Below are 14,902 nucleotides of genomic sequence, written 5' to 3'. Positions count from 1 at the left end.
TCAAAAGAAATGCTAAACTTATGAAATAACAACGAAAAATTATTAAATTTATGATTATTAAACTTTTAATATAAACAGCAAAATAAAGCAGTTTTTTTGCTGTTTAAGTGCTGATTTTTAAGCATTAATGTGGGCAGAACGCTTGATTGAAATATTCAAACAGTTGCGGTGTTTTGAACCACAATAGAATCGCTAAACTAAGTAATCCAATCACAGCCAAGGCAATCATGGTTTTTAATCCAAGTAGAGAATCAGTCATGAATCACAGCCTCCTCATTGACGAAGAAATGCACCACGATACCCAATAGACTCAGTAGGATCGAAAACATCCACACCATATTGTAGTTGCCAGTCATGTCGTGATTGACACCACCGAGCCATCCGCCAAAAAATGAACCGACTTGATGGGTAAAAAATACGATGCCACTGAGCATGGAGAGGTATTTAACCCCAAACATGTTGGCCACAATGCCATTGGTGAGTGGCACGGTAGAGAGCCAGAGTAATCCCATAATCACACCAAAGGCATAAATTGTCCATGTGGTTAAAGGCAGTGCTAAAAAGCCAATAATCGCTATACCACGCAGGCCATATAAACCCATCAATAATCGGGGCTTGGAATATTTTCCACCCAGCCAGCCTGCGCTATAGGTTCCGACAATATTAAATAAACCGACTAAAGCGAGGAAAATGGTGCCTGTGGTGGCATTGAATCCGTGATCAATCAGATAACCCGGTAAATGAATCCCAATAAATACCACTTGGAAGCCACAGACAAGAAAGCCTAAGGCTAAGAACCAAAACGGGGTATGGTTTTTGGCAATCACCAATATTTGCATAAAGCTTAAAGCCGGTTTGTTTGTAAGGTTGGTATTAGGAGCAATATACATTGGTGCTTTTAACATCCATGCCAAAGGAATAATCAGTGCAATGAAAATGGCACTCACCACCAAGGCTGCTGACCAACCAATATTTTGTAAAAGCAGCAAGGTAGATGGCAACATGATAAATTGCCCAAAAGAACCTGCGGCACTGGCAATCCCCATCGCAAGGCTACGCTTTTCAGGATGTGCTGCACGTCCCACAGCCGAAAGTAATACCGGGAAAGATGTTGCGGATAGAGCCAAGCCCAAGATTAAACCGACGCTTAAATTTAGCATTAAGCCTGTGGAGCTGACTGCCATAAGCAACAAACCGATGCTGTATAAAGCTCCGCCCACAGCAACCACAATTTTACTGCCATATTTATCTGCAAAAGCACCAGTTATGGGTTGTACGGCACCCCAGATTAAGTTCTGCATCGCAATGGCAAGACTAAAGACATTATGTCCCCAACCAAACTCATGACTCATGGGCACCAGATATAAACCAAAGGCATGCCGTACACCGAGGGATAACGCCAGAATCAGCGCACTTCCAATTAACATGTAAATAAGAGGTTTGGAAAAACGTGTGTCTGACATAATTCATTCATGCTGCAATTGCGAAGTCGCTATGTTATTCGATTTTGAAAAGGGAAACGATTCAATAAAACTTAAACAAACGATAAAATTAAGTTATAAAAAGTTTTATGAAATCAAAAAAAGACGACTTTAAGCCGTCATTTTTTCTCACTAAAAACTTAGAAGCGAATACCCACACCTGCATAAGCCAATAATGGGTTGATTTCAATATCGGCTTTAGAGCGGATTAATTCACCGTGGGTCGCGTCAGTCACGGTAATCGTAGTTTTATTTTTCATGTGAGCATAGGAGACTGAACCGACCGCAAACCACTTGGCATTAAAGTCATAAGTAAAACCAAGCGTTGCGATAGGGGCAATGGCATCAGTTGCCTTTAGGTCGACTTGAGGATTGGCTTCACTTTTTTTACCTTCCAATGACGCGCCTGCATTGCCTTCTTTAATATTGGCAATCATATGACCCGCCGCAATTAAATCTTGTTCGGTGCGTGGATTGATTTCCAACTCGTTAAAATAAGCATACATGACACCTAAGCCTACATAAGGGCGGAATTTATTGACCCCAGTTTTACCAAAGTGATATTGGAATTCAAAGGCAGGTGTCCAGGCACGTGCTGTGGCGGCAGGCCCATTGGCTTCTAAATCAGTAATAAAAATATCGTTTTGTAGATCAATATTCAGGAATTCCAAGGGCAAATTTCCAATTTGTGGTGTAGCAATGGCAGAAAAGGGCGCGTAAATTTTACCTTTACCTTGCAAATCGACGTTAGGGGGAATGCCCGCTTTCATTTCAAAGGAAACATGATCGGTAAAGAAATAATTGGTCATTATGCCCAGTGTGGTGACATCATCGGCTTCTAAACCTGTCCCCGGATTATTCCATTCTTTCAACCCTTGGATCTTTGAACTGCCACTGAGTCCACTGCCTAGTTCACCGCCTGTAAAAAAACCTAATCCTTCCAATGCTACTGCAAGAGCTTTTTGATTCACATTCGGATTGAGATTGTTCAATACGGTATCGACTTGAATATCACCATTTTTGGAAACTTCACCATTTTTAACAGCAGTATTGACTTGGAAGGGTTGAGCTTTACCTTGAGGCATGACATGTAGTGCACCAACAGAAACAGAAAAGCGTTTAAATCCATCACCATCTTTTAGACTAAAATAGGGTGAATCGGCATGACTGATTGCAGGTAGAGCAGCAAGAGACGACATAATACAAAGTAGCGACTTTTTCATTCAGGGACTCCATGTCCATTTTACGTTTATAAGTTTTTTTCTAATTTTAATTATATGGTTGAAAAATCACCTGACTGTTACTTAAAAATATAAATCTAGTTGTGTTCCTGTAATAATTTTGATTATTTGTTATCAATAACATAGAGAAAAATAATTTTTTGTAAGTTGGTTTTTTTTGCTCATTGGGAAAGTTGTTAGGAGTTTATATGAAAAATAATGAAGCAAATATTTATATATTTTTAACGTATTTTGATCCGTTGTTTAAATCTGATGTAGTGATATAAACCACGATACAGGTGCTATTGAAGTGTTGGGCATACACTGAATAGAAGCGATGATATGAACGATCTGAAATCCGATCTCGCACTCGAGTGCATTTTTCCGTACAATATGTCTCAGAAATCCTTGAGTGAATCACATGAGCACCCAAAATACTCCCAAGAAAAAACCATTGGTTAATTTGCCGTTCCCGATTAAAAAAGAGAATGAGCAAAATGCGGATGAAGTGTTAGAAGAGCTGCGTCCACGTCCACAGCGTTATGCTGATCGTACCTGGATGCCACCTCGCGGTACACGCCGTTCGATGGGAAAGCGCTAAGCTTGCAAAGAAAAAACCATGGTCATACCATGGTTTTTTTTATTTAAGTAATGCGATACATGTTGCTTGATTAAATATTATTAAACGTTGGTTTTCTTCTATTGTGGTTCAGATAATAATTTCTTTTATCCTGATACATGGCCATGTCAGCCCGTTTTAGCATGTCTTCCATGCGTTCATCGAGATGATTGGTTGCATAACCAATGGACAGGCTAATCGGTTGATTGGAATAAAACTGATTATCTACTAATAAAAGTTCTTGCAGACTTTGTAAACAGTTTTGTAGCGCTGCTTCATCAGCACCCGGCAACAATATGACAAACTCGTCGCCACCAATCCGGCAGGCAGAATACAGGGTTTGCTGAACCACCTGGTTTAATACATTGCCCATACGTTGTAATAAACTATCACCTGCATCATGACCTAACTGATCATTGAGTTCTTTTAATCCATTTATATCGATAAAAATACAGGACACAGGACGCTGTCTATTGCGTTGTAAGCGATTTAATTCAGTTGTATAAAAAGAACGGTTATATAGTTTGGTCAGCACATCGTGCTTGCCTAAATATTCCAGATACTTTTCAGCTTTTTTACGCGCGGTGATATCGGTGAGTGCAACCTGAACCATTCCCCAATTATCCAGGTAATCGGGGAATACTGTAAATTGCAGCAGTACGTGGCGGATGCTGCCATCGAGGGCATAATTTACGGCTTCACGTTGATGATGAATATTGCCATTCCAAAGCTCGATTAATTGCTCCCGAAAGGTTTGAGTTATTTCCTGAGCAAAAACTTTATGCATATTTTTAAATAAAACGTCTTTATTGGGTGCCCCAAATAATTCCAGTGTTGCCTGATTGACATCAATAATCAAAATCTCTTTGATACACTCATACACGAAATCATTATGCACATCTAAAAAGGTGCTGAAATCTTCAATACCTAAATCACGTAATTGATCTAATTTGATTTTGATCCGGCTAAAATCTTCCACCCAAAGTGAAGTTGGTGAATAAATAAAGCGGGCTTCCGCGAGATGTCGGCTTCTTTCTTCAAGACGGCAGGCTTCGGTATAAGAAGTAATATCTTCAGTCGTAATTAACAGCAATGATAAATCGTGTTCATGTTGCGGCAGTACAATGCCTTTGAGCTGGATATCCAGACGTTTACCCGTCAGGGTATAGTTTACCGCGGAATTGGAAAACTGGGTTTCGCCATTCCATAAGGCGAGCAGTTCCTTGACATGAGTTTTGCTCATGTCTTCTTTAAAGACTAAATCAAGATTTTGATATAAATGTTCAAAGTCCTTGGCTTGATACAGTTCCAGAGTTTTGGAATTTACTTTTAATAATTTAATTTTTCTTGCACATTCAAGTATTCGAGCTTCATCTTGTTGTAGAAAATCTAATAGATCTTGGACACCCTGTTCACGCCAAATATCAAATTGTTTTTTGACTTCACTATAGTCTTCAAGCCACATTGCAATGGGAGATAGTTCAAAAAAGGGAGAATCCAACATTTCCATTCCAGAAGCTCAGCATTTTTATTTAAATTTAAGAACGCAGTATAGAATGAAAAAAATGATTTTAAAATAACGTGATAGGTAAAATAATATTTTTTATTAATAACGATTGAATCACAAAAATATAAAATCCTAGTATTAAAAAAGCCAATTCAAGAATTGGCTTTTTTTAGCTGGAATTAAAAATTAGCGATTTTTTCTGCGGGCTTTATTTTCAGGCTTGGGTGCAGGAATTTCCCGTTCGCCTAGCCAAACGTCAATAAAATCTTTTTCATTAATATTGTACAGTTCAAGTAAAGCTAAAATCACGCCGCCAAACATCATCGGGCCTTCAGAGTTACTTTGCCATTCAAATATTTTGCCATTTAGAACATGTAAAATATCTGAAATTTCAAAACTACGATCACGGCCATTGCTATCGGTTGGATATATTTGCGTATTTAAAATAATTCTTGCGGCACTTTTTTCATTTTCAGATAAATCTAGGCTGGTAACAACCTCATCATCACGTGTTGAAAAAATCACATCATCATTAAAAACGGTTCTTAAGAAATGACGGGTCAGCTTTGGTAAGGCTCTTTCTACAAAAGGACGGAACGAACTTGGGAAAATCACATTATGTGAAATGCCCTTAAACATGGGCGCAATTTCTTCGGTTTTATAGCCTGCAATACCGCAACCAATTGAGGTGATGAAATAGGTCATCTTGGGATGATTTTTGGTGTAAATCTTGAAATCATCAATATAGTGCTGAATCTGCGACAGGGGCATTTGTTGCAAATGCTCATTCATGGTCGGAATGGCATAGCTTTGACCTGACCAACCGCGACCGACACCTGTCATCGCACCAAAGTGCTCAAGCGCAGTACGTGCAGCTCCACCTGCATGCTGTCCTGCCATATTGCTGCCAAAAACAAACACAGTATCTTCAGGTAAGCTTTTTATAATATTTTCATCGTGATAGTGATATGACATAGGCGAATACAATCGTGATGGTCTTTCATTCATGTTGCAATTGAAATAGCAGATGGTCAAGTGAAAGATCAGTATTTTTAAATTTAGAATAAAAGATAGCGTCTTTACTGAGTACAAAGATGATTTTGCAAGAAAAGAGGCTTTGCAAAAATTTTATCTAAACTGATGTGATTTGATAAATGCATTTAAATAAGAAGATCAACCTATAGGAAATTTACTGAATTAGCAAAATATAGAAATATAGGGCTGCTGATGTTGCATGTTGGTTTTTAGCCCTCATACTATGAATGTTATGTCGTTGAAGATGGATACTATGCAGGATAGTCAGCAACCTTTTGAATTAGTGACCAGCTATCAACCCGCTGGTGATCAGCCACAAGCCATTGAAAAACTGGTCAGTGGGATTGAAAAAGGCTATCACGATCAGTTGCTATTAGGGGTAACAGGTTCGGGGAAAACCTATACCATGGCCAATGTGATTGCTCGGACACAACGTCCAACGATTGTCATGGCGCACAACAAAACCTTGGCTGCACAGCTGTATGGCGAATTTAAGTCATTTTTCCCGAATAATGCGGTTGAATATTTTGTCAGTTATTACGACTACTATCAGCCTGAAGCGTATGTTCCATCTTCTGATACTTTTATCGAAAAAGATTCTGCCATTAATGATCACATCGATCAGATGCGCCTTTCAGCAACGCGCTCATTATTAGAACGTCGCGATGCCATTATTGTGGCTTCCGTTTCTGCGATTTATGGTCTGGGTGATCCAAACGCCTATATGAGCATGCTGCTGCATATTGTTCAGGGTGATCGAATCAGTCGCGATGACATTATCCGTCGTTTGGTCGAGATGCAATATAGCCGCAATGAACTCGAATTCTTGCGCGGGACCTATCGTATTCGCGGTGAAATTATGGATATTTTTCCGGCCGAATCCGATCAAGATGCAATTCGTATCGAACTGTTTGACGATGAAGTCGATTCCATTCGCTGGTTTGATCCATTAACAGGGAAGATGGTGCGCAAAGTACCGCGTGTCACGATTTATCCAAAAAGTCACTATGTCACCCCAAAAGACAACTTGCAGCGTGCCATCGGCACCATTCGTGAAGAACTGAAAGAGCGTTTAGTTTTCTTTCGCGAGCATGACAAATTGCTTGAAGCGCAACGTATCGAACAGCGTACCCGTTATGACTTGGAAATGATGCAGCAGTTGGGTTATACCAACGGTATTGAAAACTATTCACGTCATTTGTCAGGTCGTCCATCGGGTGAAGCACCGCCGACATTATTCGACTATATTCCTGATGATGCTTTACTGATTATTGATGAATCGCATGTTACCGTTCCGCAAATTGGTGCGATGTATAAAGGTGACCGTTCGCGTAAAGAAAACCTGGTCAATTATGGTTTCCGTTTACCGAGTGCATTGGATAACCGTCCAATGCAATTTGAAGAATGGCAGCGCATTGTTCCGACCACCATTTATGTCAGTGCAACCCCTGCAAAATATGAGCTGGAAAGATCAGAGCAAATTGCCGAGCAGGTAGTTCGTCCAACTGGTCTGATCGATCCCGAAATTGAAGTTCGTCCAGTATTAACGCAAGTTGATGATGTGCTTTCAGAAATCAATCTGCGTAAAGATTTGGATGAGCGTGTCTTGGTCACCACACTCACCAAGCGTATGGCGGAAGATTTAACTTCATATTTAAAAGAATACGGGGTGAAAGTCGCTTATTTACATTCAGATATCGATACAGTAGAACGGGTCAAGATTATTCATGACTTGCGTTCCGGTGTGCATGACGTGCTTGTCGGCATTAACCTGTTACGTGAAGGTCTGGATATGCCAGAAGTATCTTTGGTGGCGATTTTAGATGCTGACAAAGAGGGCTTCTTGCGTTCTGAACGCTCGCTGATTCAGACTATTGGTCGTGCCGCACGTAATGTTAAAGGTAAAGCAATTCTTTATGCAGACCGCATCACCGATTCGATGCGAAAAGCGATTGATGAAACTGACCGACGTCGTGCCAAACAAATCGAGTTTAATACACTACATGGCATTACACCGCGCAGTACCAAACGTCAAAACAATAAAGATATTGATACCGGCGAAGTACTGACTGATGATCAAATTGATGAAAATATCTCGGATCAAGCACGTGCTTTAAGTGCAGATGAACGCCATATTCTGGCCGATCCTAAGTTGCTGGCCAAGCACATGTCCAAACTGGAAAAAGAGATGTTGAAAGCATCGAAAGAATTACAGTTTGAACAAGCGGCACGACTGCGTGATGAGATTGTTCGTTTAAAAGCACAGCTGTTAAGTTAGCTGTATAAGTAATTTTTTACTGCAAAATCATTACATAACACTACAGTATCACTCAGTTGGAATGGTTATTTTTAAATGGATGTTCATTTTATAACTCTTAAATTTTGACTGTAAAGGTAGCTTTATGACAACGAATGATCTTCCTAAAGCCGGCTTTAAACTGGCTAAGATTGCTGTCGGTGGAGCCGTGCTCATTGGCTTGGGTATGGCCACCATGGCTTATGCAAAAAACAAGCCCTTACACACCGTTGAAAAAGTTGAATTGGATAAATATCTCGGTGTCTGGTATGAAGTTGCCCGTAAGCCGATGTACTTCCAAAATAAGTGTGATCGTGATGTCTCTGCCACTTATACCTTAAATGAAAATGGCAATATTGGGGTGGATAACCGTTGCTATACTAAAGATGGACAATTAAACCAGTCTATTGGTGAGGCGTTTATTAAAAATGCGCCATTTAATACCAAGTTAAAAGTCAGCTTTTTGCCGGAATCTGTTCGCTGGTTACCGGTAGGACGTGGAGATTATTGGATTCTAAAAATTGACGATGCATATCAAACGGTATTGGTCGGTGAGCCACGTCGCAGATATCTTTGGGTGCTGTCTCGTTCAGCACAGCCGGATCAAGCTGTAGTAAAAGAATATCTGGATTATGCCCAATCGATAGGTTATGACATTGGTGATGTGATTCATACCAAACAAACCCAAAAATAATCTTAAAAGATTGAGTGATCAAACCATGCTTCGGCATGGTTTTTTTATTGGATGGTCAATTTGAAGGATGAATAATCAAGTTTTATGGGCGTGTCATGTTTATAATGCAGGCGAGATCAATCCAGAGATGAAAGATGTATAAAGGCGTAGCTTTGTCTGTATTGGCATCGGTCACTTTTGGGGTTTTGTATTTCTACACCCAATTCTTAAAACCTTTAGATAGCGAACAGACGTTTGCTTGGCGTATGTTAGCCACACTGCCATTTCTCACTTTATTTATGTGGTGGACCGGTGATTTAAAACATATTGCAGAAATTTTTAAACGCATTTTCAAGCAACCGACTTTTGTAATCTGGCTGATCATTAGTTCACTTTTATGTACGACTCAGCTTTGGTTGTTCTTGTGGGGACCGATTAATGGGCGTGGTTTGGAAGTCTCTTTGGGGTATTTCTTGTTACCGTTGGTGATGGTGCTCATCGGTTGCGTACTTTACAAAGAAAAACTGTCCAAATGGCAAATTGCTGCGGTGATTTTTGCCAGCATCGGTGTTGGGCATGAACTATGGCGCATTGGCAGTATTGCCTGGGAAACAGTATATGTTGCCGTTGCCTATCCTATTTATTTCTTTTTAAGACGTGCTTTTAAAACCGACCACTTGGGTGGTTTTTGGTGGGATTTATTTTTAATCCTTCCGGTCGCTATTTATTTAGCGACTGTGTATAGCGATTCTTTTACTTTAATTGGACAATTTCCCCATTTAATCGGGGCTGTTTTAGGATTGGGCTTTTTAAGTGCCTTGGGACTGGGAAGTTATATTCTGGCAAGCCGTTATTTGCCTTTTGTGATTTTCGGATTACTCAGTTATTTAGAACCGGTATTACTTGCCTTTGCATCCATTGCTTTAGGCGAAAGGGTGGAAGCAGCAGAATGGTTTACGTATATTCCAATTTGGGTTGCAGTGTTACTTCTGGTTGTCGAAGGTTCAATTCATTTGGTCAAGCAACAGCGGAAGCAAAAGGCTTTAGCTCAAAATCTGGAAAATTATCAAGATCGTTTAAAGTAAGCGGTCTCTACTTTTGTAGTGTTGTTTGATTAAACAACATTTAACAATTTTTTTTTAAAGCCGCTGAAATAGCGGTTTTAAAATTTTAAAAGCAAAATCATTATAATAATTACAACTATTTTGCCTATTTATAATGAATATAGAGCAAAATATTGCAGTCTGAATCAGCTTTTGATTCAAACTTCCCGACAATTCCTTTACAATTGCGGGGTTTTGAAATTTATGCCTAGATATACAATTAATTAGAGGACGTATCTGTGAGCAAAGACACTATCATCGCCCTACATGCAGAGCACCAAGGTCGCTGGAAAAACCGTGAAGAAATCGCGGAGCATATGATTGCCTTAATTGGTCAGTTGTATCGTGAAAAAAACATCGTGACTTCTGTATTCGGTCGTTCTTTAGTTAACCGTTCAGTAATCCAAATTTTAAAAGCGCATCGTCGTACTCGTGTGATGGACGTTGAACTTTCTGTGGTTAACACATTCCCAATTTTAGAAGCATTGGCTAAAATTGAGAAAATCGGTTCTGCTGAAATCGATCTAGGTAAACTAGCTGTTGAATTTAAAGAAAAAGGCGGCGACATCGATGCATTTGTTGCAAATGCAGTAGCATCTTTAAAAGGCAATGCTGAAGTTGTTGCACCTAAAGATGTTGTTCTTTACGGTTTCGGTCGTATCGGTCGTATCCTTGCACGTTTGATCATTGGTCAATCAGGTCTTGGTCGTGGTTTAAGCCTTAAAGCAATCGTTGTTCGTAAATCATCTGACGGTGATTTGGAAAAACGTGCATCTTTACTTCGTCGTGACTCAATTCACGGCCCATTTGCAGGCACAATTTCTGTAGATGAAGAAAACGAAGCAATCATTGCCAACGGTAACTTCATTAAAGTGATTTATGCTTCAAGCCCAAGCGAAGTGGATTACACTGCTTTTGGTATCAATAACGCTTTAGTCATTGATAACACAGGTAAATGGCGTGATGCTGAAGGTCTTGCTGAACATTTGAAATGCCCAGGCGTTGCTCGTGTGGTATTGACTGCTCCAAGTAAAGGCGAAATGAAAAATGTGGTGTATGGCGTAAACCATACTGACATTTTAGATGAAGATAAAATCATTTCTGCTGCTAGCTGCACCACAAATGCAATTACGCCAGTATTAAAAGTGTTAGATGACAAATACAAAGTGCTTAATGGGCACGTTGAAACTGTTCACTCTTTCACAAATGACCAAAACTTGATCGATAACTACCACAAGGCAGATCGCCGTGGTCGTGCTGCGACTTTGAACATGGTGATTACTGAAACTGGTGCTGCGAAAGCAGTTGCTAAAGCTCTTCCTGCGCTTAAAGGCAAGTTGACTGGTAACTCTGTACGTGTTCCAACGCCTAACGTATCACTTGCTATTCTTAACTTAACACTTGAGAAAGAAGTTGATCGTGAAGAAGTGAACGAATATATTCGTCAAATCTCAATCAATTCAAGCCTTCAAGGTCAAATCGGTTATACAAATTCGACTGAAGTTGTATCTTCTGACTTTATCGGTTCACGTACTGCAGGTGTATTTGATGCGCAAGCAACAATCACTTCAGGTACTCGCTTAACAGCTTATGTTTGGTACGATAACGAAGTGGGTTATAGCTGCCAAGTATTGCGTATCGCTGAACAAATGTGTGGCGTAAGCTATCCAAAAGTTCCTGCTGAAACAAATGCATAATTTGTAAAGTAGTAAAAAAGAGCTTCATTTGAAGCTCTTTTTTTGCGCGTATAAAATGAAAAGTTTGCACTGTAAATGCACTTCTTTAATATTTAAATTGAACTGATCAGCGTGCAAATGGGTATAAAGATAGACTTTATCTATTAAGTTAAGATTGCTTTCACTTGATCTTTAATGGGTGTGGTTTTGTGGCCAATGAGATGTTCTAAATCTTTGCTCTCACTATACATCGCACCTTTTTCCGTCTGTATATCTGCATCGACAATCACATCCACTAAACCGGCAGGCACACCAGCTTGTAATAAAGCATGCCTGTAATCTTCAGCAGTTAGGTTTTGATAAGTCACAGCTTTGCCAGAAACTTCAGCAATGTCCCTTGCTAGATCCGCCAGGGTAAAACTGGTAGAGCCTGCGAGTTCATACGTTTTATGGTCATGACCTTCAGAGGTTAAAACTTTAGCTGCGGCTTCTGCATAATCTTGACGTGAAGCTGAGCTGATTTTTCCCGAACCTGCAGCACCATATAAAGTGCCGATTTCAACAGTATGAGCCACTGCACCTAAATAGTTTTCGCTGTACCAGTTGTTACGTAAGATTGTGTATTTCAATCCACTGTCTTTAATCAAGCGTTCTGTTTCACGATGCTCTTGAGCTAAACCTAAAGGTGATGTGTCTGCATTGAGTAAGCTGGTATAAGCAATATAAGGAACGCCTGCCTGTTTAGCGGCATCGATCACGGCTTTATGCTGTGGTGTGCGACTGCCGACTTCATTGGCTGAAATAAGTAACAGTTTATCAATACCAGACAATGCTGAAGCTAGAGTTTCTGGGGCATCATAATCAAAATGACGCAGTTCAATGCCTTTTGTTTTTAAATCGGCTGCTTTAGATTCATTTCGAACCAATGCCACTATATTTTCTGCAGCCGTATTTTTTAATAGTGAATGAATGACCAGCTGACCAAGTTGACCTGTTGCACCTGTGATTGCAATTTTCATTCTAAGAACCTCTCAATTGTTGGTTTTTTATACTTGATGTTCTGATCTTATTATAGTAGCTTACTTAATGTAAGTACGTACCTAAAAGTAAGTTAATTGCGGTTTGGAGAGAATTGATGAGTAATTATGCAACGAATCATTTGCTTGGACAGGTTTTATCCAATGAATGTCCTTCTCGTGAAATATTGGAACACTTGACCACCAAATGGTCTGTTTTAGTTTTACGCTGTTTAAGTGATGGTGTACATCGTTTCAGCGAGTTAAAACAGCGCATAGAAGGGGTGAGTGAAAAAATGCTGGCGCAAACCTTAAAAGTATTGGAAAAAGATGGTTTTCTTATTCGTACTGTTTATCCCGTCGTGCCACCTAAAGTGGAATATCAGCTGACTATTCTGGGTGCTCAGGCCGCTGAAAAAATGACAATGCTCATTGGTTGGATTGAACGAAATTTACCTGAGATTTTAGAAAATAAACAACGTGTTGCTAAATAATAAGAGTGAGTCATTTAAATGCTTTATGAAATATTTAAGTGATTAGGCTTTTATTTAGAATTACTTGTGTATTCAGATAAGTCCAAAAAATGAATTTTTACAAAATGAGAAAAAGGGCACTATTTTTAATTTAACCTTTTGAAAGCTTAAACTGTAATTTGATATTTCATAAAATGTCAAAATGGAATCTTAGAAGAAGAGAGAATACATTTAAGGAAATCATTTAAGTGAAAATATCCCTGCATTATTTTTATCAATTTTTTGGAATCTTTAAGTGTAAATTTTGGATTGAAGTTTATTTGAATGATTAAAATATAAAGTAAGTGAAATTTAACCAAAAAGTAGATTTACATAGCTAAGCGGATGGTTCTTCTTAATTTTTTGATTAGATTATTGAACTAAGCCAAGCAATATCAGCTCAGTTCAAGCCAAATTCATCTTAACAATACTAAAAATCATGTAATGCTTAATAATTCTATTCGAGAAATTTTGTAAAATATGGCAGAATATGCGGTTTTAAAGTATTTAGAGGATTGGCAATATGCGCTTTGTTGATGAAGCAGTCATTACCGTAGAGGCTGGCGACGGTGGCAATGGCGTAGCCAGTTTTCGCCGTGAAAAATTTGTACCATTTGGTGGTCCAGATGGTGGTGATGGTGGTCGTGGCGGTAACATCTATGTAGAAGCTGGTAACGACACCACCACTCTTGTAGATTATCGTTATACACGTAAATTCCGTGCAGAACGTGCTAAAAACGGTCGTGGTGCGAACTGCTCAGGCCGTGGCGGTGAAGACACCGTATTAAAAGTTCCAGTAGGAACAACAATTGTCGATACAGAATCAGGCGATATCATCGGCGATTTAGTGGCTGATGGTCAGCGTGTATTGGTGGCAGCAGGCGGTGAAGGTGGTTTGGGTAATACTCACTTTAAATCATCTACAAATCGCTCGCCACGTAAATGCACAACGGGTACCAAAGGCGAATACCGTGAAATTCGTCTAGAGCTTAAAGTTCTTGCGGATGTTGGCTTGCTCGGTATGCCAAATGCAGGTAAATCGACCTTTATTCGTGCAGTATCGGCAGCGAAACCTAAAGTTGCAGATTATCCATTTACCACTATGGTTCCAAACCTTGGTGTGGTAGATGCGGACAGTCATCGTTCATTTGTGATGGCAGATATTCCAGGATTAATCGAAGGTGCGTCAGAAGGTGCGGGACTTGGTATTCGTTTCCTTAAACATTTGGCACGTACCCGTATTTTGTTGCACATTGTTGATGTTCAACCGATTGATGGTTCAGATCCTGTTCATAATGCACATGCAATTTTACAAGAGTTGAAGAACTTCTCTCCAACTTTGGCAAAATTGCCAGTCGTGTTAGTGCTGAATAAAGTTGACCAACTCGATCAGGACACCAAAGAAGAATGGTGTAAACATCTTCTGGAAGAAATGAAGTGGGAAGGTCCGGTATTCCAAACTTCTGGCTTAATGTCGGAAGGAACGAAAGAAGTTGTTTATTACCTGATGGATCAAATTGAACAACAACGTGAACGCGAAGTTGAAGATCCTGAATACGCAGCAGAAATGAAAGCATTCCGTGATCAGCTTGAAGCTGAAACACGTGAACAGACCATCGCAGCGAAAGAAGCTTATCGTGAAATGCGTCGTCAACAACGTCTTGCTGGTCTATTGGCTGAAGAAGAAGACGATGAAGATGATGAAGACGACGATAACGATGTGGAAGTGTTTTACGTACGTTAAGCTCTTGGGATAGAGTACTG

Annotated in this window: 13 protein-coding genes; 7 read left to right on the top strand and 6 right to left on the bottom strand. The window is 39.7% G+C overall.

Annotated features, from left to right (window positions below):
* Window positions 1-124: 124 nt before the first annotated feature.
* From HLH14_RS16135 to HLH14_RS04575, 3 genes are all read right to left on the bottom strand, one after another.
* Window positions 125-259 (bottom strand): hypothetical protein, encoded by a 135-nt coding sequence (locus tag HLH14_RS16135; RefSeq protein ID WP_265733074.1) that lies wholly within the window; start codon window positions 257-259, stop codon window positions 125-127.
* The gene (locus tag HLH14_RS04580; protein WP_067725032.1) at window positions 252-1,463 is read right to left on the bottom strand and encodes an MFS transporter; all 1,212 of its coding nucleotides are present in this window, start codon (window positions 1,461-1,463) and stop codon (window positions 252-254) included. The genes HLH14_RS16135 and HLH14_RS04580 overlap by 8 nt, the downstream gene beginning before the upstream one ends.
* A gap of 158 nt (window positions 1,464-1,621) precedes the next feature.
* Window positions 1,622-2,704, bottom strand: coding sequence for an OmpW/AlkL family protein (locus HLH14_RS04575; RefSeq protein ID WP_067725034.1), 1,083 nt, complete (start codon window positions 2,702-2,704; stop codon window positions 1,622-1,624).
* A gap of 418 nt (window positions 2,705-3,122) precedes the next feature.
* Here HLH14_RS04575 and HLH14_RS04570 point away from each other — a divergent pair, with 418 nt between their 5' ends.
* Entirely contained in the window at window positions 3,123-3,302 is a 180-nt protein-coding gene (locus tag HLH14_RS04570; protein WP_067725036.1) for a hypothetical protein, read from the top strand.
* A 70-nt stretch (window positions 3,303-3,372) separates the two neighbouring features.
* On the opposite strand, the gene HLH14_RS04565 is transcribed toward HLH14_RS04570, so the two are convergent.
* Together HLH14_RS04565 and HLH14_RS04560 are read right to left on the bottom strand one after the other, a co-directional pair.
* Complete coding sequence (locus HLH14_RS04565) at window positions 3,373-4,830, bottom strand: sensor domain-containing diguanylate cyclase (RefSeq protein WP_067725038.1); 1,458 nt, start codon at window positions 4,828-4,830, stop codon at window positions 3,373-3,375.
* Between the two features lie 183 nt (window positions 4,831-5,013).
* Window positions 5,014-5,802, bottom strand: a complete 789-nt coding sequence (locus tag HLH14_RS04560) for an A1S_2505 family phage non-structural protein (RefSeq protein ID WP_067725040.1) — start codon at window positions 5,800-5,802, stop codon at window positions 5,014-5,016.
* 313 nt (window positions 5,803-6,115) lie between these two features.
* Here HLH14_RS04560 and uvrB point away from each other — a divergent pair, with 313 nt between their 5' ends.
* The 4 genes from uvrB to HLH14_RS04540 all read left to right on the top strand — a co-directional run bounded on the left by uvrB (window position 6,116) and on the right by HLH14_RS04540 (window position 11,631).
* A complete protein-coding gene (gene uvrB / locus HLH14_RS04555; protein WP_067725042.1) occupies window positions 6,116-8,140 on the top strand; it encodes an excinuclease ABC subunit UvrB in 2,025 nt (674 codons plus the stop codon).
* A 124-nt stretch (window positions 8,141-8,264) separates the two neighbouring features.
* Window positions 8,265-8,852 (top strand): lipocalin family protein, encoded by a 588-nt coding sequence (locus HLH14_RS04550; RefSeq protein ID WP_067725044.1) that lies wholly within the window; start codon window positions 8,265-8,267, stop codon window positions 8,850-8,852.
* Window positions 8,853-8,986: 134 nt separating this feature from the next.
* Window positions 8,987-9,916, top strand: coding sequence for an EamA family transporter RarD (rarD, locus tag HLH14_RS04545; RefSeq protein ID WP_067725046.1), 930 nt, complete (start codon window positions 8,987-8,989; stop codon window positions 9,914-9,916).
* A 257-nt stretch (window positions 9,917-10,173) separates the two neighbouring features.
* Window positions 10,174-11,631 carry a glyceraldehyde-3-phosphate dehydrogenase gene (locus HLH14_RS04540; protein WP_067725048.1) on the top strand — a complete coding sequence of 486 codons (1,458 nt, stop codon included), beginning with the start codon at window positions 10,174-10,176 and terminating at the stop codon, window positions 11,629-11,631.
* 143 nt (window positions 11,632-11,774) lie between these two features.
* Here the strand turns inward: HLH14_RS04540 and HLH14_RS04535 are convergent, their stop codons facing one another.
* Entirely contained in the window at window positions 11,775-12,629 is an 855-nt protein-coding gene (locus HLH14_RS04535) for an SDR family oxidoreductase (RefSeq protein ID WP_067725050.1), read from the bottom strand.
* Between the two features lie 116 nt (window positions 12,630-12,745).
* Here HLH14_RS04535 and HLH14_RS04530 point away from each other — a divergent pair, with 116 nt between their 5' ends.
* Window positions 12,746-13,120: a winged helix-turn-helix transcriptional regulator gene (locus tag HLH14_RS04530; RefSeq protein WP_067725052.1), complete on the top strand. Its 375-nt coding sequence runs from the start codon at window positions 12,746-12,748 to the stop codon at window positions 13,118-13,120.
* Window positions 13,121-13,661: 541 nt separating this feature from the next.
* Window positions 13,662-14,882 carry an Obg family GTPase CgtA gene (gene cgtA / locus HLH14_RS04525; RefSeq protein ID WP_067725054.1) on the top strand — a complete coding sequence of 407 codons (1,221 nt, stop codon included), beginning with the start codon at window positions 13,662-13,664 and terminating at the stop codon, window positions 14,880-14,882.
* Window positions 14,883-14,902 lie beyond the last annotated feature (20 nt).

The sequence above is a fragment of the Acinetobacter terrae genome (assembly GCF_013004375.1).
In the GTDB taxonomy this organism is placed as follows: domain Bacteria; phylum Pseudomonadota; class Gammaproteobacteria; order Pseudomonadales; family Moraxellaceae; genus Acinetobacter; species Acinetobacter terrae.
The sequence above is the reverse complement of the archived record's forward strand: the minus strand, read 5'-3'. Positions and strand labels throughout refer to the sequence as shown.